This is a genomic window from Fibrobacter intestinalis (assembly GCF_900167415.1).
GTDB lineage: Bacteria > Fibrobacterota > Fibrobacteria > Fibrobacterales > Fibrobacteraceae > Hallerella > Hallerella intestinalis.
This window is the reverse complement of record NZ_FUWU01000002.1, coordinates 96,708-115,225: the sequence shown is the minus strand read 5'-3', so window position 1 is coordinate 115,225 and position 18,518 is coordinate 96,708. Positions and strand designations below refer to the sequence as shown.

General features: G+C 48.6%; 17 protein-coding genes. 5 read left to right on the top strand and 12 right to left on the bottom strand.

What is annotated here, in order from left to right:
• Positions 1-54: 54 nt before the first annotated feature.
• The 4 genes from B5D40_RS01110 to B5D40_RS01095 are packed head-to-tail and all read right to left on the bottom strand — an operon-like array spanning position 55 to position 3,486.
• Entirely contained in the window at positions 55-960 is a 906-nt protein-coding gene (locus B5D40_RS01110; RefSeq protein ID WP_158222126.1) for a TraB/GumN family protein, read from the bottom strand.
• A 31-nt stretch (positions 961-991) separates the two neighbouring features.
• Positions 992-1,711, bottom strand: a complete 720-nt coding sequence (locus B5D40_RS01105; RefSeq protein WP_078775404.1) for an ABC transporter ATP-binding protein — start codon at positions 1,709-1,711, stop codon at positions 992-994.
• Positions 1,704-2,675 (bottom strand): iron ABC transporter permease, encoded by a 972-nt coding sequence (locus B5D40_RS01100; RefSeq protein ID WP_078775403.1) that lies wholly within the window; start codon positions 2,673-2,675, stop codon positions 1,704-1,706. Before B5D40_RS01100 ends, B5D40_RS01105 begins: the two co-directional genes overlap by 8 nt.
• Before the next feature lie 10 nt (positions 2,676-2,685).
• The gene (locus B5D40_RS01095; RefSeq protein ID WP_078775402.1) at positions 2,686-3,486 is read right to left on the bottom strand and encodes a hypothetical protein; all 801 of its coding nucleotides are present in this window, start codon (positions 3,484-3,486) and stop codon (positions 2,686-2,688) included.
• A 48-nt stretch (positions 3,487-3,534) separates the two neighbouring features.
• Between B5D40_RS01095 and nspC the strand changes: the two genes are divergently transcribed.
• Both nspC and tsaE read left to right on the top strand, forming a co-directional pair.
• Complete coding sequence (nspC, locus tag B5D40_RS01090; protein ID WP_078775401.1) at positions 3,535-4,662, top strand: carboxynorspermidine decarboxylase; 1,128 nt, start codon at positions 3,535-3,537, stop codon at positions 4,660-4,662.
• Entirely contained in the window at positions 4,659-5,105 is a 447-nt protein-coding gene (gene tsaE / locus B5D40_RS01085) for a tRNA (adenosine(37)-N6)-threonylcarbamoyltransferase complex ATPase subunit type 1 TsaE (RefSeq protein ID WP_078775400.1), read from the top strand. The genes nspC and tsaE overlap by 4 nt, the downstream gene beginning before the upstream one ends.
• A 31-nt stretch (positions 5,106-5,136) precedes the next feature.
• Here the strand turns inward: tsaE and B5D40_RS01080 are convergent, their stop codons facing one another.
• The 3 genes from B5D40_RS01080 to B5D40_RS01070 are packed head-to-tail and all read right to left on the bottom strand — an operon-like array spanning position 5,137 to position 7,361.
• On the bottom strand, positions 5,137-5,688 hold the full coding sequence (locus tag B5D40_RS01080; protein ID WP_078775399.1) for a hypothetical protein: 552 nt from the start codon (positions 5,686-5,688) through the stop codon (positions 5,137-5,139).
• Positions 5,689-5,696: 8 nt separating this feature from the next.
• Complete coding sequence (locus B5D40_RS01075; RefSeq protein WP_078775398.1) at positions 5,697-6,149, bottom strand: SufE family protein; 453 nt, start codon at positions 6,147-6,149, stop codon at positions 5,697-5,699.
• A 9-nt stretch (positions 6,150-6,158) separates the two neighbouring features.
• Positions 6,159-7,361, bottom strand: a complete 1,203-nt coding sequence (locus tag B5D40_RS01070) for a geranylgeranyl reductase family protein (RefSeq protein WP_078775420.1) — start codon at positions 7,359-7,361, stop codon at positions 6,159-6,161.
• 117 nt (positions 7,362-7,478) lie between these two features.
• Here B5D40_RS01070 and B5D40_RS01065 point away from each other — a divergent pair, with 117 nt between their 5' ends.
• A complete protein-coding gene (locus B5D40_RS01065; RefSeq protein WP_233134267.1) occupies positions 7,479-8,912 on the top strand; it encodes a pentapeptide repeat-containing protein in 1,434 nt (477 codons plus the stop codon).
• A gap of 81 nt (positions 8,913-8,993) precedes the next feature.
• Positions 8,994-10,367: a DNA repair protein RadA gene (gene radA / locus B5D40_RS01060; protein WP_078775397.1), complete on the top strand. Its 1,374-nt coding sequence runs from the start codon at positions 8,994-8,996 to the stop codon at positions 10,365-10,367.
• Positions 10,368-10,419: 52 nt separating this feature from the next.
• Here the strand turns inward: radA and B5D40_RS01055 are convergent, their stop codons facing one another.
• Genes B5D40_RS01055 through B5D40_RS01045 form a run of 3 tightly spaced genes read right to left on the bottom strand, consistent with a single transcriptional unit; the run spans position 10,420 to position 14,300 of the window.
• Entirely contained in the window at positions 10,420-10,905 is a 486-nt protein-coding gene (locus B5D40_RS01055; RefSeq protein WP_078775396.1) for a dihydrofolate reductase, read from the bottom strand.
• A 12-nt stretch (positions 10,906-10,917) separates the two neighbouring features.
• Complete coding sequence (locus tag B5D40_RS01050) at positions 10,918-12,411, bottom strand: oligosaccharide flippase family protein (protein ID WP_078775395.1); 1,494 nt, start codon at positions 12,409-12,411, stop codon at positions 10,918-10,920.
• Positions 12,408-14,300, bottom strand: coding sequence for a WaaS/CpsH family glycosyltransferase (locus B5D40_RS01045; protein ID WP_078775394.1), 1,893 nt, complete (start codon positions 14,298-14,300; stop codon positions 12,408-12,410). The genes B5D40_RS01050 and B5D40_RS01045 overlap by 4 nt, the downstream gene beginning before the upstream one ends.
• Before the next feature lie 1,267 nt (positions 14,301-15,567).
• Here B5D40_RS01045 and B5D40_RS01040 point away from each other — a divergent pair.
• Entirely contained in the window at positions 15,568-16,392 is an 825-nt protein-coding gene (locus tag B5D40_RS01040) for a phosphatase PAP2 family protein (protein WP_078775393.1), read from the top strand.
• Between the two features lie 96 nt (positions 16,393-16,488).
• Here B5D40_RS01040 and B5D40_RS01035 read toward each other — a convergent pair whose 3' ends face one another.
• Together B5D40_RS01035 and B5D40_RS01030 are read right to left on the bottom strand one after the other, a co-directional pair.
• Positions 16,489-17,010 carry a hypothetical protein gene (locus B5D40_RS01035; protein WP_078775392.1) on the bottom strand — a complete coding sequence of 174 codons (522 nt, stop codon included), beginning with the start codon at positions 17,008-17,010 and terminating at the stop codon, positions 16,489-16,491.
• A complete protein-coding gene (locus tag B5D40_RS01030) occupies positions 17,007-18,005 on the bottom strand; it encodes an AAA family ATPase (protein ID WP_078775391.1) in 999 nt (332 codons plus the stop codon). Before B5D40_RS01030 ends, B5D40_RS01035 begins: the two co-directional genes overlap by 4 nt.
• Between the last annotated feature and the right edge of the window lie 513 nt (positions 18,006-18,518).

Sequence of the window (18,518 nt, the reverse complement as noted above, 5' to 3'; positions counted from 1 at the left end):
AATATCGGAGCCTCCGGGGATTCCGTTTTGCTTTCGGCGGTTATGGGAAATCCCTTACTTCTGCCGAATCCGGTAGCCTTTCTTTTCCAAAAGCCTTAAAACATTATCCCCGGAACCGACCAGATGCGCGCAGCCGACGACGATAAAAGGCTCTTCGCCCAAAGCCGCGAGGGAATCCGCAGCATTCGCCATGCGCACATTCCGTTTGACATAAAGCTCTTCTTCATACGCCGATTCCGACGAATCCGAATCCAAAAGGCGGCGCATCTTTTCCACGTCGCCCGTTTTCCACGCCGTCGCCATATCCCGCACAAAAGAATCCGCCTCCAAAATTTCATTCAGCGTCGATTGCAGATATTCGATTCCCAAAGAATCTTCGGCGTTTGAAAAGATGCCAATCTGCTCTTCGGGGGTTTCCAACGCAAAAATTTTCTTTCCCAAATCTTCGGCTCGGGCGAGAATTTCCTGATCGATTCCAAAATCGCCGGAAAGCCCGGAACGCTCTATCGCTAAAGCCGAAAGGGAGAGGGCGACCATCCACGGGCGGAACGGGGCCATGATTTCTTTCGGGATTTTCCACGCCGCCAAAAGCGAATCCACCCGATTCAGCAAAGAATCCGGCAACACGTCTTTTAAAAACGTTCCTGCGGGAAGCGCTCCTTTTTCCGCCATCAGCATTCCCGTTTTTTGTACCGTTTCGGACTTGTTAATGTCCAGTTCCGCAGCCACCAAGGTCGAAGCATCCAACGCCGAATCCAGTATCGCGGGCAACGGATAGAAAGACGAATCCGCCAAATGAATGCTGCCCAAAAGCCACACGGTCCGCTGCCCGCTTTTTTCCGCCATCCACAAAAAATGCCGTTCAGAATTTTCCCTTTTTCCCGGCAAGCTGGCGCACGCCAAAAGCCCAAATGCACAAATCCAAACGCAAAGCAAACGCGCAGAAGTTCGATTTTTCATTTTGACCACCTCTAAAAATGAAATTGCCTTTCTATTCCTTCGCCCAAGAAAGAAGTCCTGCTTCCTGCATTTTAGGCAAAAAGCCTTCGCCGATTCCACCCTTTCCGTCCAAAGCGATGACGCGGTGCGAAAAACGAAACGCATAGTCCAAATGGTGCGTCGAAAGCAGAATGGCCGTTTGTTTTTTTTCAGCGAATTCCCGCAAAAAATGGAAGAGCGACAAAATATGAGGGACATCCAAAAAGGCGGTCGGTTCGTCCAAAAGCAAGAGCTTCGGATGGGACGCCATCGCTCGCGCCACCAAAACCCGAGAGCGTTCGCCATCCGAAAGGGCCGCCACTCGGCGATTCGCAAAATCCGTCAGCTCCGTATTCGCCAAAGCGTCATCGACAGCGAGTTCATCGCCTTCCGTTCGCTGGTCAAAGATTCCCGAAAAAGGAATACGCCCCAGGGAAATAAATTCCCGGACGGTCATGCCAAACGGCGCGCGCTCATGGGTAAAGACCGAAGCGACCAACTGCGCCCTTTTTCTCTTCGCCATTTTTTCCATCACCATCCCGCACAAACGAATCGTCCCCGAACAAGGCGTCAAAAGTCCGGCAAAGGTTTTCAAAAGCGTACTTTTCCCCGAGCCATTCGGACCGACAAGCGAGACCAATTCTCCCGCCTGCAAATCCAGAGACGCCTGGGGAAAAAGCGGCATTCCATAACCGACAGAAAGATTCTTCGCTTCTAAAACCGTTTCAGCCATATTCCCCGCCGCGGTGAGAACGCAAAAAAATCCAGAGTACGATGGGAGCACCAAAAAGGCTCGTCAGGCTCGACAGCGGAATGCCCGGAATCAAGCCAGAAACCAAAGACAGCAAAACGCCGACCAGAGCCGAAGCCGGCAAAAGCACCCGATGATTGGAAGTGCGGAAAATGCCAAAGGCGATATGCGGAGACGCCAGCCCGATAAAACCGACAGGGCCGCAATAAACCGTTGCCGAAGCCGCAAGCAAGCTCGCTCCCAACAGAGCGACCGTCCGCGAAACCCGGACATTCACGCCCAAAGACTCCGCAAACATTTCACCCACTTGCGCCGCATTCAAGTAGCGGATTTGAAAACAGCACAAAAGCAAACCGGCAAGCGCAAACGCAGCAAACGCCGGAACCTTCTCCAACGACAATCGAGAAAAAGAGCCCAGTCCCCAAGTAATAAAACCGCGCAATGCTTCCGAAGAACTCGTCGCCATCCAAAAAGAAACCAGCGCATCGACGAAATAACCGATCATCAATCCGACAATCAAAAGCGAAACCGAACGGGAAACATATCTGGCCGCCAGCAACACCAAAAGGATAACGCCAAAAGCTCCCAGCGTCGCACAAGGCACAAGCCCCCAAGACGCGCCCACACCGGCAAGCAAAACCAGAGCCACGCCCAAATTGGCCCCGGAACTCACTCCCAACACAAACGGTCCCGCCAATGGATTTTTAAAAACGCTTTGCAGAACCAGTCCCGAAACCGAAAGGGACGCTCCGGCCAAACACGCCGCTACAGCTTTGGGAAAACGAATTTGCCAGACGACATCATGGACAACAACGTCCCCGCGCCCTCCCAATGCCAAAAGCACTTCCCGAAACGAGAACGCCGAAGGCCCCCAAAAAATCGTTATGAATCCAAACAGGCAGACCAGCACAGCCAGAATGAAAAAACCGCACCGAGTCCGCCACATCAAAGGGGAGCTATTTGTCGTTGACATTCAAAACGGACTTAGGCCCGGCAGCATTTCCGTCCTTCACCCGCAGATAGACTTCCGGTTCGACCTTGTCAAAACCCTGGAGCGCATTCAGCCAGTTGTCGTTCAAGTCCCGGAATTCGATTTTGACCAGATGGTAAAGAAATTTTTCGTCTTGAATCCGGAAATGGATAAAATCCCAACGGACGACACCGCGATCCTTGAACACTTCCCGGGTGACGATGGTGGAATCGTTGTCAAAACGGTAACGCGCCCGATAGGTATATTCGCCCGTCATCTGGTAACGGCCAGAATCCGAATAGGTGCGGGTCGTTCCCAAAATGGTATCGTTGCCCAAGAAGTTGAGTTCCGCATCCCGAAAAGCGTGACCGTGGGAAAGAATCGGCGTGCGCCACGTTCCTGCCACCCGTTCCTTCATCGATTTCTGATACACCGTATCGATTTTCCAAGAATCGAAATTGCTCTTGTCATACTGGGCGCGCGGCACATAGCTGCCCGCCTGAATCGCCGAGCGAACGCTGTCCGCCTTCACCTTGGCAATGCTATCGGAATTGGACGCTTTGGCACTGGAAAGCGATGCCGAAATGGAATCCATTTTCGCTTCGATGGCCTTGCCGAAATCCCCCAGCCCACGCATCAGCGTCGCAGACGAAGAGGACGCGGCAGTGCCGGCTTTCAAGGGCAAAGCGGCAGAAGACGACGAAACGGGAGCTTTTTCCATGGGCGCAGCCAGCGCTACGCCTGTAAAGCCGATAAGAACAAGAAGATTGCGACAAATTCGATTCAAAAGAAAACCTCTCTTGGAGTGAAATCTAGTAAAAAGTAAATTTGAACCATGATCGATTATTCCCAAGTCCCCAGTCCTTGTTACGTATTAGAAGAAAGTCGCCTTATCCGCAATCTCCAAATCCTTCAACGGGTAGAACAAGAAGCCGAAGTCAAAATCATCTGCGCGCTCAAAGGGTTCAGCATGTGGAGCACATTCCCGCTCGTGGGAAAGTATCTCGCTGGAGCGACGGCATCCAGTTTAAACGAAGCAAAGCTCGCCAAAAATGAAATGGGAAAAGAAGTGCACGTCTTTGCACCGGTCTATGGAAGCGAAGAAATCGAAGAGATCCTCCGCCTCGCCGACCACATCACTTTCAACAGTTTCAGCCAATGGAAGCGTTACAAAAGCCAAACCCTGGCGGCGCACGTCAGTCCGGGAATCCGGGTCAATCCGGAATTTTCCACCGTAGAAACCGATCTTTACAATCCTTGCGGCAGATTTTCCCGCTTAGGGGTCACGCAAAAAGAATTCCGGCCCGAAGAACTCGACGGCATTGAAGGCCTGCATTTTCACGCCCTGTGCGAACAGAACGCCGACGCGCTGGAAGCCGTTCTCCAGAATTTTGAAGCGCGGTTCGGCCAGTGGATTCCCCAAATGAAATGGGTCAATTTTGGCGGCGGGCACCACATCACGCGAGAAGACTACGATGTAGAACGCCTGATCCGCATCCTCCGGGATTTCCACAAGCGCTACCCGGGAATCGAAATCGTGCTGGAACCGGGAGAAGCCGTCGGTTGGCAAACCGGAGAGCTGGTCGCCAGCGTCGAAGACATCGTACGCAACGAAAAGGAAATCGCCATTCTGAACGTCTCCGTGAGCGCGCACATGCCGGACTGCCTGGAAATGCCCTACCGTCCCACCGTTATCGGAGCCGGCAACCCCGGCGAAAAAAAATACGACTACCGTCTTGGCGGCGATACTTGTCTCGCAGGAGACGTCATCGGCGACTATTCTTTCGATTCCCCGCTGCAAGTCGGCGACCGCATCGTATTTTTCGACATGATTCACTACACGATGGTCAAAACGACATTTTTCAACGGCGTTCCGCACCCGAGCATCGGCATCTGGACGCAAGAAGGCAAATTCAAATGGGTTCACCGTTTTACCTACGAGCAATTTCGGGATAAGCTATGAAAGAATTTGCCGTTTACGAAACGCGGAAAAACCGCAGCGAAGCCGAGACTCTTGCCTGGGCGGAAAATTTTGCAAAGACCCTCGCGCAAGGATCCGTCATCGCTCTTTTCGGAACCCTCGGCGCAGGGAAAACCGTCATCAGCCGGGGAATCTGCCGAGGACTGGGGTTTACGGGCCAAGTGAACTCCCCCACTTACACGATTGTCCACGAATACCCGAACCTTTCTCTTCCCATTTATCATCTGGACTTATACAGGTTGCCGCCTCATGCGGATCTGGAAGAAATCGGCATCGACTATTACGCATCGCAAAAAGGCGTGACCCTGATCGAATGGCCGGAACGCCTGGACAGCGAAGAACTCCTGACCCACAAAATTTCGATTTCCATCGCCGACGACGAAACCCGCGTCATCGAGGTCTCCAAAAGAAAAAACGACGGGTGAATTCCCGCCGTTTCAAAACAAGCCGCCCTCTTTAACGCGAAAGCGAATCGGACGGAGACTCGGAAGTTTCAGAACGCAAAACGGCAAGCGACCCGGAAATTTCTTTCCACAGCCCAGCATCCTCTTCCGACAGAAGCAGCGGCGACGTCATTTTTTGAGCCTCTTCGATAGCCTTCGCCGAATCGCCAGCCGAAAGAGCCGCCTGCACGGTTTCCAGAACAAATTCCTGAGCCACCTTGATATCTTCAATCTCCCCCAGGCGCACGACCCGCAAGCTGTCCTTGTCCGCAGGCGCGTAGCTCAAGTCCCACGTACTTTCGTAACAATCCCGGGCAGCGACCAGATCCCCGCCGTCGTAAAGAAGCGCGCAACGGGCAAAAATTTCTTCGCTCTCCCTTTTGGTGTATTGGTAATACTGGTATCCGCCGACTATCGCCGCGATAATCACCAAAATCACCAGAGCGTCCTGCCAGCTGACAATTTGCGTCGGCTCGGGCTTTTTCTTTTCTCCATCCAAATTCTCGTCGTCTTCCGGATCGTCCAACGGATTTTTTCCGCCCATAATATTTTGAAAACTCAGCATGATGACTCCTATGAATTGCCCCGCGCGGAAAGTGCCTTGAAAACTTCCGCATACAGGTAAATTTGTTTCAAGAGGCTCGCAAAGCCGTTGGATCGCGTCGGCGAAAGCCCCTGCTGCAAACCGATTTTTTGAAAGAACTCCGGATCCGAGGCCAGAATTTCCGCCGGTGTGCGGTTATCGTAAATCTTCAGGGCGAGAGCGCCCAGCCCGCGGCTTATCAAAGGATTGTCCGCCCCGACTTCCGTATCCATGTGCAAGCGCAGCCGCCCTTCTTGGAACTCCGGAACAAGAAACATCCGGGAAGCGCAGCCTTTGACCAGAAATTTTTCTTCTTTGAGCTTCGCATCCATTCCGGGATGTTCCCTGGCCAAGCGCAGCAGATAAGACCACTTGTCGTCCGGTGACGTAAATTTCGCAAAGACGTTCCGAATATCCTGTTCCACTTCTTGAATGCTTTTCATTTCCCAGACCTAAAAAAAGAAAGAGCGCAATTTCCACAAAATCGTGGGGGACGACGAAAGAACCGTCCAAAAAATCCGGAAAAGCGTCCGTTTTTCCGCCGGAATCGAAGCCAGGCGGTGCGCAGCCCTGTCCAGCTGCCTGTCGGAAATGCGCCCGAAACCGGCCTTTCCCCGGTGAAAATTCAAGTGCGACTTGCCCTGGATTTTCATCCAGCGGGAGAGGGTGCTTTTTTCAATTTCTCGGCGTTGCTCGTCCGTATCAGCGGCAAGCCATTCCAGAGCGCACTCCGCCGCGATTTTTCCGCTTTTGAGTGCTTCCACAATTCCGGACCGACTGATGGGGTTCACCGTGCTCGCCGAATCCCCCGCCTTAAAAAGCCCGCAAGCGGCCACAGGCCGCAGGGATTGGCCACAGGGAATCGCTCCGCCGTGGTAAGAAAGGATTTTCGCATCCGGATACGCTTCTCGAATAAACGCATCCAAAGTCGCTTTCGGCGGGTGGCTCTTCACAAATTCCCGACCGTTCACAAGCCCGACATTGGCCACCTTGCCGTCGCGCGGAAAGACCCACCCGTATCCGCCAGGGAAAAAACGATGTCCAAAAAGCAGTTCAATATGCTGAACATCGTGCGGGATGCCTTCCACAAGGGCAAAAACCGCCGGTTCCACATCGAAATCGCCGGTTTCCAATTCCGCGAGTTCCGAAATTCCCCGAGTGATCTTCGCCCCGGGTCCCGTCGCATCGATAACCGTTCTCGTTTGCAGGGTTACAGAAGAATCCTTGTGGCGAACGACGACATTCCAAAGTCCATCCTCTGAACGGGAAATCTTTTCCACGACATTTTCAAAATGGCATTCCGCGCCGAGTTCCTGGGCTTTTTCCGCCATCTCCCGGTGAAAAGCGGCCCTGTCCAAAATCAGCCCGCAATCCGGCTGGCGAAATTCCACCCGCGTCATGTCCGGAGACGTAAAATACACGCCGTCCAAATGTTCCCGGACCCAATCTTCATTCGGCTTCCAGTAGCGCGAAAATATCTTGCGGGAAACCGCTTCCGCGCAGGAAACGGGCTCTTTCCACGGCGATTTTCTGTCCAGCAGCAAGACGGAAATTCGTTTTCCGGCTCTTTTTTGAAGGGTATTCGCAGCATAAAGCCCCGCAGGGCCCGCACCGCACACAATTACATCGTATTTTTCCTTCAAATAACTTGCCATGCCCCCCAAAATAGCTTTTTTATGGAAACATCTAATCTTTTTTTTATCCAAAGGGCATTTTTTAATTTATTTTAGGTCTATCAAAATTTTGACTAGACTCTTAAAAAGGGATACAGAATGAATATGCACCTCAATTTGACTTCCAAGTTCGGTGTTCTTTTGCTCGCCTCCATGGCCACTGGCGCATTTGCCCAGCAAACCGACTGGAGCAATAAGGATATCAACGTCTCTTTCCGCAGTAAGAATATTGACGGATTCAATTTTAAAAACGCAAAGGCTGTTAAGAACGTCACCGACTTCACCGGCTCCAATGCAACGCATTCTCCCGTTTCTTTCCGCGAAGCCAAATTGCAAGAAGTCCACTTCCAAAACTCTGTGATGAACGATCCGGATTTCCGCGACGCCAATCTGGACAAAGCGATTCTTTCCGGCGCAGACCTGCGCGGCGCAAACTTTAAAGGCGCTTCCCTGAAAGAAGCCAACCTTTACAGGGCGACCCTGCTGGACTCCAAATTCCCGAAATCGAATTTGGAAAACGCCCGGCTCGACGCGATGAAAGTTTCCGATCAGGCAGACTTCAGCGACGCCAACCTGAAAAACGCTTCCGTCATCGACGTGGACTTGACCCAGGCGGATTTCAGCGATGCCGACCTGACCAACACCAACTTCTCCCGTTCCCTGATGGGTGCTGCCAACTTGAGCGGAGCGACTATCGTCAAAACGGATTTCACCGCCTGCAACCTGATCAACGCCGACTTCAGCGGTGTGGAACTCAACGGCGTAAACTTCACCAAGGCCGGTCTTTCCAAGGCGGATTTCGGCGGAGCCAAGTTCATCAACGTCAATATGCAGAGTGCCGACCTTTCCTTGACGGATTTCAACGACGTGGATCTTTCCAAAGCCCAAATTCAAAAGGCTTCTTTCGCCCAGTCCAACCTGAAGAACATGGAATTCGCCAACCAGGATCTTTCCGGAGTCATCTTCGACAAGGGCGTCGTCACCAAGAGCAACTTTGAAAAGGCCAAAATGAACAAGGTCTCCTTCTTTGACGGCGAAGCGAGCAAGAGCATTTTCCGCGGAGCCATCATGCAAAAGTCCATCTTTGACGGCACTTATGTTTTCAAAGACATCTTTGACAACGCCGACTTGACCAAAGCGAATTTCTCGAACTCCACGGTCAGCCGCACGAGCTTCGACCTTGCCAACTTGACCGGCGTAAACTTCTCCGGAGCCAAGCTGGACAACGTGACATTCCTCAACGCCAATATGCAAAACGTAAAGTTCGACGCGGACACCAAAATGGAAAACGTGGACTTCAGCGGAGCGGACCTTTCCAACGCGCACATTGAAAAATTCACCGCTAAAAAGGTCATCTACGACGCCAAGACCAAATTCCCGGACGGCTTTGAACCTCGTCAATACGGATTCACCAAGCTAGGCGAAAAAGCGGCAAGCGTCACCGTAGAAAAGAAGAGCGGTTCTTCGGACCAGCCGAAAAAGAAGAAACGCCGTCGCAAGACTGCGGATCAAGCAGCCGGCATTGAAAACTAGTCTTTTCAAATTTCGACAAAAGCTGTCACTTAAATACAGTGGCAGTTTTTTATTTTAAACCCGATTTTTATGGAGTAGCCAATGAAAGCCGAAACAGAATTTGTCTGCACCGAATGTGGCGAAATCACCCCAAAATGGGCGGGAAAATGCCCGAATTGCGGAAGCTGGAGTACTCTCGTCGAAAGAGCCGCCGAAAACAAATCCACCCGGCGAGGACTTGGCCGCAATTCTTTGGACAAAGATGGAACAGCGGGAATTCCCCGCCGACTAGCCGACATCCAGACCACCGCGACCCAAAGACTCAGTTCCGCCAGCCCCGAATTTGACAGAACTCTCGGCGGCGGCTTTGCTCCCGGCTCTTTGGTGCTTATCGGCGGCGATCCGGGAATCGGCAAATCCACGCTGGTGCTGCAAACCATGGCGACTATGGCAAGCGCTGGAGTCAAAGCGCTTTATGTCAGCGGCGAAGAAAGCGCGGTCCAAGTCAAATTGCGCAGCGAACGGTTGGGAGTTTCCGGCAGCGACTTGATGCTCCTTTGCGAAACCAACTTGGATAGGATTTTGGAAAAAGCAAGAGCCATTGAACCGGAAATTATGGTAATCGACTCCATCCAGACCATTTACAACGCCGAACTGCCGGGAACGCCGGGCAGCGTTTCCCAGCTGCGAGAAAGCACTCTTTCCCTAATGGTGTTCGCCAAAAATGCAAATTGCATTACCATCCTCATCGGGCACGTGACCAAGGACGGGCAAATCGCTGGCCCCCGGATTCTAGAACACATGGTCGATACCGTCGCCTATTTTGAAGGCGACCGCAACAATCAATACCGCATATTGCGTACCATCAAAAACCGCTTCGGCGCAACGGATGAAATCGGCGTATTCGAAATGACTTCCGGCGGGCTTGTCAGCGTGACCAACCCGAGCAAGATATTTCTTGACGCCACGAACATGAACTCGCCCGGCAGCGTCGTCAGCTGCACCATCGAAGGTTCTCGCGCCATGCTTTTTGAAACGCAAGCCCTAGTAAATCAAACGAATTACGCCGTCGCGCAACGGGTCGCCGCTGGAATCGACCCCAAACGTCTGACCATCATTCTGGCGCTCCTCGACAAATTCGGCGGCATTCCCATCGGCAACTCCGACGTTTTCGCAAGCATCGCCGGCGGGCTCAAAATCAACGACACCGGGACGGATTTGGCCATTGCGCTCGCCATCGTCTGCAACCATCTGGGCATCACGCTCCCGCCCAAAACGATTGTCATCGGCGAACTCGGTCTTTCGGGGGAGATTCGCTCCGTCAGCCAGACCGACCTGCGGGTAAAAGAAGCGGAAAGGCTCGGTTTTGAACACATTCTTCTTCCGGCTTCGTCCAAAGTCTCCAAATCCTCTAAAATCGACATCCGGCGTTTTCGCAAACTGGATGAAGCGATTGAATTTGTACGGGGAGGATAGCAAAGGGCGGCGGATTTTCGACAGGCTCACTAACTACTAAAAACTAGCCACCCTACCGGACAAGCACTTGAAAAGTGCAAGAAAAATCGTCCCTTTCGCCTTTTTCACAAAATTCTTCACTCAGCATTTTCCAACCTGAACCCCAAGGCGGCATTTCCACGTCGCCGTTTATCTGCGCATGAACCCGGGTCAAATAAAGCTTTGCCACCAGCGGCATTGCCGCCCGGTAAATCTCCGCCCCGCCTATCACAAAAAGTTCCGATTCCCCGCTTTCTTTCGCAGCGGCCACCGCCGCATCCAAGCTCGTGCAAACAACGCAGCCCGGCGCTTCAAAGTTTTCATTCCGCGTCAGCACATAATTCGTGCGGTTCGGCAAGGGGCGCCCAATGTCTTCATAATTTTTGCGTCCAAGCAAAACGGAATGCCCCGAAGTTATCGCCTTGAAGCGTTTTAAATCCTGCGACAAATGCCACGGCAAATGCCCCTCCTTACCAATCACATTATTTTCCGAAACCGCAACAATCGCCGAAACAAGCATCGCCCGAAACCTCTAATTTTTCTTTGAAGAATTTTGCGCTACGCCCTTTTTATAGCCGGAAAGCCCCTGTTTCCAAAACGTCCACAGCAACAAAAGAAGCAAAACCGCATACACGACCGCCTTCAAAGAAAGCGAAGGCGAGGGGGCGAGCTGCAAATAAACATAAAACGCCACCAGGAGCGCCATCCAAAACACCTGCCCCCAAAGAAATTTCTGATAAAGCCAGAATCCCATTTTTTTCAAATAGATATTCATCCAGATGCTTTGCAAAATTTGGTAGGACATCGACGAAAGTGCCGCCCCCGCAATGCCCAGAACCGGAATCAGCAAACGGTTCATCGCCAGCGCAAAAATGAGCGAAACCACATTCATCATCAACATGAATTTGCTTTTACCTAAACCGTTGATGACCGCGCCAGAAAGTCCAAAAAAGCCGTTAATCAAATTGCCGATAATCAGAATTCCCAAAACCGCGACAGGATTTTCCTCGGTAATAAAAGACTTGCCAGCAATCAGCATCGTCTGTTCCGGAAAAAACACGATAAAGAATCCGATACCCAACTGGATAAGTGTCACCATCGAAACGCAATACGAAAAAACGGGTTTCAAATCGGTTTTCAGGCGTTCCGCAGACATCGATGCAACGACCGGCTGCAAAATCGGATTGTAGCTTTGGCGAATGGTTTTCAGTCCATTTGAAATCGTAACCATGACCGCATAAATACCAGCGGCTTCCGGACCGATAAGCGCAAGCACCATCCAAAGGTCCACGCGAAGCAAAAAAGCGGCGACAATTTCGGCAAAGCCGAGAGGCAGCGAAAAATCCAGAAGTTCCTTCGGGATTTTCTTCTTCTGCAAAAAACGAAGCTCCGGAAACTGCATTTTCATCAAAAAGAAATACACCATAACGCCCAATATATTGGCCATAAAAAAGCCGAGAGGCAGCGCAAATTTTCCCGAGATTCCCGCAAAGTAAAAAGCCAACGCTATCACCGGAGAAAGAGTCGTTACCGCAAAATCGTTAATGAAAATCTTGTATTGCGGACGACGGTTCCCCTCCGAAGCCCCGGCAAAAAGCAACAGCGCCGTATAAGGAATCACCGAAAGGACGTAGAGGGAGATTTCCGCCGACGAAAGCATGGCAAGCCCCGTCGAAAACCTTTGCAAATTGAAAAAAGAACCCATCCAAAGGAGAGAAGAAATAATCAAAGCCACAACAAGCGCAAACCGCAACGACTCGGCGATACCTTCGTATAAAATACGCCCGCACACCTTGTTCTGCGGCAAATAGCGGTGGAGTCCCTTGTCGAGCCCGAGAATCGCCACACGGCTAAGCGTCAAAACCAGAAGCTGCGTGGAAACGTAAATGCCAAAAAGTTCCTTGCCAAAAACGCGCGCAACGACAATCGTCAAAACGGCCGCGATGACTTTCAGGGCGGAACCCAAAAAAGTAAACAGCGTACTTTTCATCAAAAATTTTTGATCGGTCTGTATGGAATCCATCATCGTCCAGTCGAAATTAAAGAAACTCCTGGGAAATTTTGCAGCCACTGATTGACTTCATACTGCGCAATAATTTGCGGGTCGATTTCCCGATAGGGTTCTTTCATAAAATCTTCAACGCCATCCAAAGAATTATTTTTAATAATGTATATGTTCGACGGATGATAAAAATCCGCCTGTTCTATTTGCCAAGAATTGGTCAAAAGTTTCCGCTTTAAGAATAACGCATCAAAAGGTCGGAGCGTAAATGCCGATTGATTTTCATCAACGATATCCACAATACAAGCGGATTCCTGCGAATGGCGTACATTTTCATCCAGAGAAATCGCATCGCATTTGTCTTTCACTAAATAGAATAAGGTTCGGAATCCTCTTTTTTGCAAAGCGCGTTCCAAAAGGGATATTGTTTCTTTTCTTTTTTTCTCTTTTCCAATAAAATAAAAATCCTGCCGAATAGAAACATTCTCCGGCTCATCACATTTCCGATTGACGTTTTTGACAAGTTCCAGAGAATAGGCTTGCGCATCCTTCGCTTCAATCGTGTAAAAGTTAAAATTCTGATTTTTTAAAAAGTCCACTTGCTTTTGAATAAAATGCGGAAACGAATGCCAGCGGGATAAGGGATTCCAAAAAAACACCTTTTTTCGGCGAGCAGAATGCAAGCCCTTATTCAACACAGGATATTCCTGAAGCGAACAACAATCCCAGCAAAAAACATCTCCACAAAGAGATTTCAGTTTTTTCCGGGTCTTTCGGGAATAGCGGAAAAAAAATGCTAAAGAAAAAATATGCAAGTGCAAAAACAATCCATAAAGCGCATAGCTCAAACGGTTATTCTGAAAATGAAGAGGAATCTTTTCGACATCTGGAAGCGTAATTCCCTGAATAACAAATTCACTGGCTTTGAATTTTGAATTATAGATGACCGCCAAAGAGAGTGTTTTTTTTTCTTTCAATAATAATTCTGCCATCCGCGGAAATTGACGATAGATAAAAAACAGCGGGAAGCGCATTTTCGCATCAAGGGTTTCTGGAGCAAAAGCAAATTCCATTTTAGCATTGCAGATAATTTGCCGAGACCTTTCATCTATTTTTTCGTTGCGCTTAATAGATTCAAAAAAATCCTTTCGCATCAGGGGATGCGGTTCTCGCTTGCCATCAATTCCCGAGCCAAAAAAATGAACGATTTTCGCTTGACATAGCAATGGATAAATCGTTTTCACGCGATATAGATGATTATAAGCTTCGCGGACCTGGCAATTCCACGTTCCTGGAAGTTCCCGAATGGGAAGCCCTAAAAGATGATTCGTTTCATTCAACGAAATCTGGTCCGTATAAATGCCGCGGGAAGCACAAAAAAGATAGAGTTCATGCCATTTGTCAAAAAACGCATGGGCTTTCGGTGAATCCTTGGCATAAATCACGCCGCCATTAAAAAAAAGATCCTTTAAAGAAAGAGTAAATCCTAGCGTCTTTTTATCCGCGTTGTTTTTCTTGTGCCGGACGTGATAGGAATCGTTTTCTCGAGCGTGCAAGTCAGAAACCGCAGCAATATCGGCGTCTTCGTCAAGAGAAAGTTCCAATTTATCTGTAATCGCCGTATCTCCGTCGATATAAAGAAAATCCCCCTCCAACAAATTCCGCATATTCGTTTTCAAGCGGCGGGAGCGTTCTTTATTAGAAATTTTTTCGTCAAAAGGAACGACCTTATATTCTTGGATGAATTTTTTGATTTCAGCACGGAAGCCGAACAACGTTTTATCGGTTTTATCATCCACAAGAAGTGTAACAAAAGCTTCTGGATTGTAATGCTTCAGCGAATGGACAGAAGCCAAAGTCTGTTCATAGAAAATATCGCTATCGTTGCTGACCAAGATGTATAGGAATTTCATAGCGGGTTCCCAAATTTCCGCCTAAATATACTTTTTGCTTTGCCCTTTCCAAGGGAGGAGTTTTTAAATACCGGATATTCGGGAGTCAAAGGGGAGCAGAAATAGAAATTTTCTCGCAGACGGCGCGATACTCGGTAACCGCTTGTCAAAGCAAACCGGGTTTAGCGCGTTTGCATATAAAAATTACCCGCCGCAAAAAGTTTCGACTCGTGTGCACGTGAAAACAGCTACAAAATGTGCAGGCTGCAGTTGTCATTGCGAACCCGCCAAGGAGAAAAACAGCCATATTTGAAAGCGACTGTCATTGCGAACCCCACAGGGGTTATACGACACTTGTCAATTTATTGACTTAGTGGAGTTATCCTCTATGTGGATATACGACACTTGGTAACTTTGTTACCTTAGTGGAGTTATACTCGAAGTGTAGAAGCAATCCTTTTTTCCGCAAATAGGATTGCCACGGCGCTTTGCGCCTCGCAATGACGCGGAGCCAGCAAGGATTGTTTCGGCTTTGCATCCCTGAAACTTGGAATCTCCGATTCCGTAGTTGAAGTATCCCTGGAAGGGACAATTCGTCTAAAGGAAGCAGAGCTTCCAAGGCTCATGGGGCTTTGCACAATTCGTCTAAGGGAACAAGTTCCCAAGACTCATGGGTAAGCGAGCACCTCGCAGTCTGCGAAAAGAAATTCCCCTTGTGAAAAGGAAATTCACGCTTTGAAAAAAAATTTATTTGAGGGGATTTGAAGGAAGATTGTATATAATTTCCAATGATATTTGGCAGTCTATCCACACTTCCGGCTTGTATCAAATGATATTTTGCTCTCTATCCACATTTTCCCGTTTGTATCAAATGATATTTGGCAGTCTATCCACATTTCCGGCTTGTATCAAATGATATTTTGCTCCCTATCCACATTTTCTGGCTTGTATCAAATGATATTTGCTCCCTATCCACATTTTCTGGCTTGTATCAAATGATATTTTGCTCCCTATCCACATTTTCTGGCTTGTATCAAATGATATTTTGCTCTCTATCCACATTTTCCCGTTTGTATCAAATGATATGGGACTTATAATCTCCACCCGATTTGCTTGGTTAGGGATTGGTGAGCTTGTCAAACCATGGTTAGGGATTAGGGGTTAGCAACTAGTGATCAGTGATTAGTTGGAAGTTGGGAGTAGGAACTGATTACTGATAACCGAGTTCCCCCTTGCGAAAGAAAAAGCCCCTTGACTTGAAGTCCACTCAAAGTATTATCTTATCAAAATGAAATTTTCCTTTGCGCTGCCGATTATTTTCTTTTGGATTCTGGCAACCTCTGCTTTCGCCGCCATCGAACAGCCGGAACGCGTCCCGCTCTTCCCCACTTTGTTTCACCAGTTCGGGTGGAACGCCCTGGGCGCATTCACCTATGGCTATGGGGCGCATTGGGCGCTCGGTGCCGCCGGGACTTACGGGCTGGTGGAAAGCGGAGCCGACTGGAAATGGAACCGTTTTTGCGTTCGACACGAAGCTCTTGCTACGTGGGCGACTCTTCCCGGAGGCGTCATCGGATCGCTCGCGCCGTTCATCGTTCCCCTGTCGATGTATTGGGGAAGCGACAGCCGCGAAATCCAAATCGCCGGAATCGCGGTCGGTCAAGCCGCCATTCTCGGATTTGGCGTCACCAGCTTTGCCAAGATTTTTACGGGGCGCACGCCGCCCCACGTTGCCGACGCCGCCGATGGAGACAAAGATTACCAAAAGGACTACAGCGGGGATTTCAAATGGGGAATCTGGCGCGGGGGCATTTTTGACGGCTGGCCTTCGGGACACACGGCAACAGCGGTCGCCATGGCGACAACTCTTGCGACCCTCTACCCCGAAAATGCGGCGATTCGCATCGGAGCCATCGCCTATTCCCTGCTTATCGGGGCCAGCATGTCTTTTATGGCGCATTGGGAGAGCGATATTTTTGCGGGAGCCCTTGTCGGCTTTGCCATTGGCCGCACGGTGGGAAAAAGCTTTGCCAACCTTCGCGACGGCAAAAGCGAAGACCGCGTTTCTTTTTATTTCTACCCTAACGGTGCCGGGATTGCCGTCCGCTTCTGACGCTCGAAACGAATACTCGTTTTTCACAAAATCAAATGGCGTCTTTTTCTGGAATCCACAAACGAAAAGGGAAAATTATGATTTGAATCTGGGGACTTATCTAGCCGGAAGAATCCCTATTTTTCGAGCCATTTCTTCATTCACGACTTTTATCCAATTGGCGTCTTTTGGACTCCAGACTTTACGCCAGCTTTTTAAATTTCCATTCCTGTTAAAAGCGTTTTGTAAATCCGGGAGCCATTCCTTTCTAAAATTTTGCCCGTTCGCATTTGTTCCTAAAACCAAATAAAGTTTAAGCCGAATATTACCCCAGTTTTTCAAATTGTTCGATTCGCCGGGAAGAACTCCTAGAAATTTGCTGGCAGCAATATGGATAGAATTTATCCATTTTTCAGATATGGTGCTTATATATTCAGGCAATGCGGAATTTCCCGATTTTGCATTCGGGGCGGAAGACTTGGCTTCGATAAACCGCATCTCGTTATTTTCCCACCAAACAAACTCAACTGTTTTCAATTTAAAATCATTCTTTTGAGCATACGGTTCGATATAAAACAATTTTTCTTTCGGAAGCACGAAAGTCATTCCCGATTCTGTTATCTTCACCTCTTCTGTCATAGCCGAATTTCCTGTTCGTAAAGACGGATGGACTCGGCAATAATTTCGTTGTCTTCCGGAATTCCGTCCTTCAAGTTGTTCAATGTTAAATTTTCGCCCAAGGATAAAATGGGAATGTCTATTTCATTTTCCAAGGCAATCAAATACAGTTTCTTTACGACAAAGTAGGAGTGCGAGCTAATAAAAAATTGAATTCCCGTCTTCGACAACTGAAAAACAATATCCAAAAGTTTCGATATGGCTGCAGGATGCAGAGACGATTCTATTTCGTCAATAAAAACGACAGACTTCGGCGACAAATAGCGATTTCCGAGCAGCGTATCCAGAATGCCAATTTTCTTGATTCCATCGGACGCCAATTCTATCGGAAGCGTAATATCGTCCTTGCTAAACATCCATCTACTTTTCTTCTTGTTAAAGAAAACAATGCCGCCGGTCACCCCCTTCAATTCTTTGCGGGAATGCGCAAAGTTTTTATAATTCTTTCCCTTTGTTGTCGGAAGCGACAAAGCGGTGCACAAATCCGAATAGGTTTCATCAAATCCAAAGATTTTGTCCACATATCGAGCCTTGTTGATAATGGATTGAAGCGATATCACTTCCTTCGCCGGAATAAAGACAGAATTTACATTTCTCGGTTTTGGAGAATCTTCGCCGAAAGTCAATTTGCCTTCGGATGAAATTTTTATGGACAAATGTTCTTCGGAAGTTCGCCATTCAAATTCCGCAGGCGAATTTTGCCCGACCCGAACGATCTCGGAAAGGGAATCGAGCTGAAAAACCCATCTCAATTTTTCGGAGAAGATAGAATAGAACGAACGATCATCTTTCCCTCGTTTATACATTTCAGCAGACTTTACGCCAGAATAAAGAGCCTTTAGCAAAATCGATTTACCCACTGAATTTGGGCCGACAATCAAATTGATTTGAGCAAGAGAACCTGCCTCGGCTTTTTCTATACAACCAAAATTTTTAAGGGAAAATGAGAGAATCATGATATCAAATATATAAAAAGAAAACTCGCCAGCATTCCTATCAACCTAATCCCCATTTTAAAATGCAACATCATGACAACGTCAAATCACTAACGCCCCATTTCAACTTCTTTGAGCTCTATTCATTCTATGTCAAACAAGTCCACTCGGAGACAGAATTGCCGTCCGCTTCTGACGCTCGAAACGAATACTCGTTTTTCACAAAATCAAATGGCGTCTTTTTCTGGAATCCACAATGAGATCCAAACCCCTACAACTAAAGCCCATTTCAAAAACAAGTGATTAGAGGTGCGATGATGTTCATTGAAATAAAAGAAATGATAAAAAGAAACAGCGAAAATTCTTTTTTGTTCTGTGGAAGTTTTGCAATAAAACCCATCGGATTTCACGCTGAACCATTATACGCAGTGAAAATTCTGGCGCAATTTTAGAAAATCTAAAAAAAAACGTCAAGAATTTTTGAAAAAAATTTCCCCTGCCCAAGAGCAGAGGAAATGATGATTTTTACAAAAA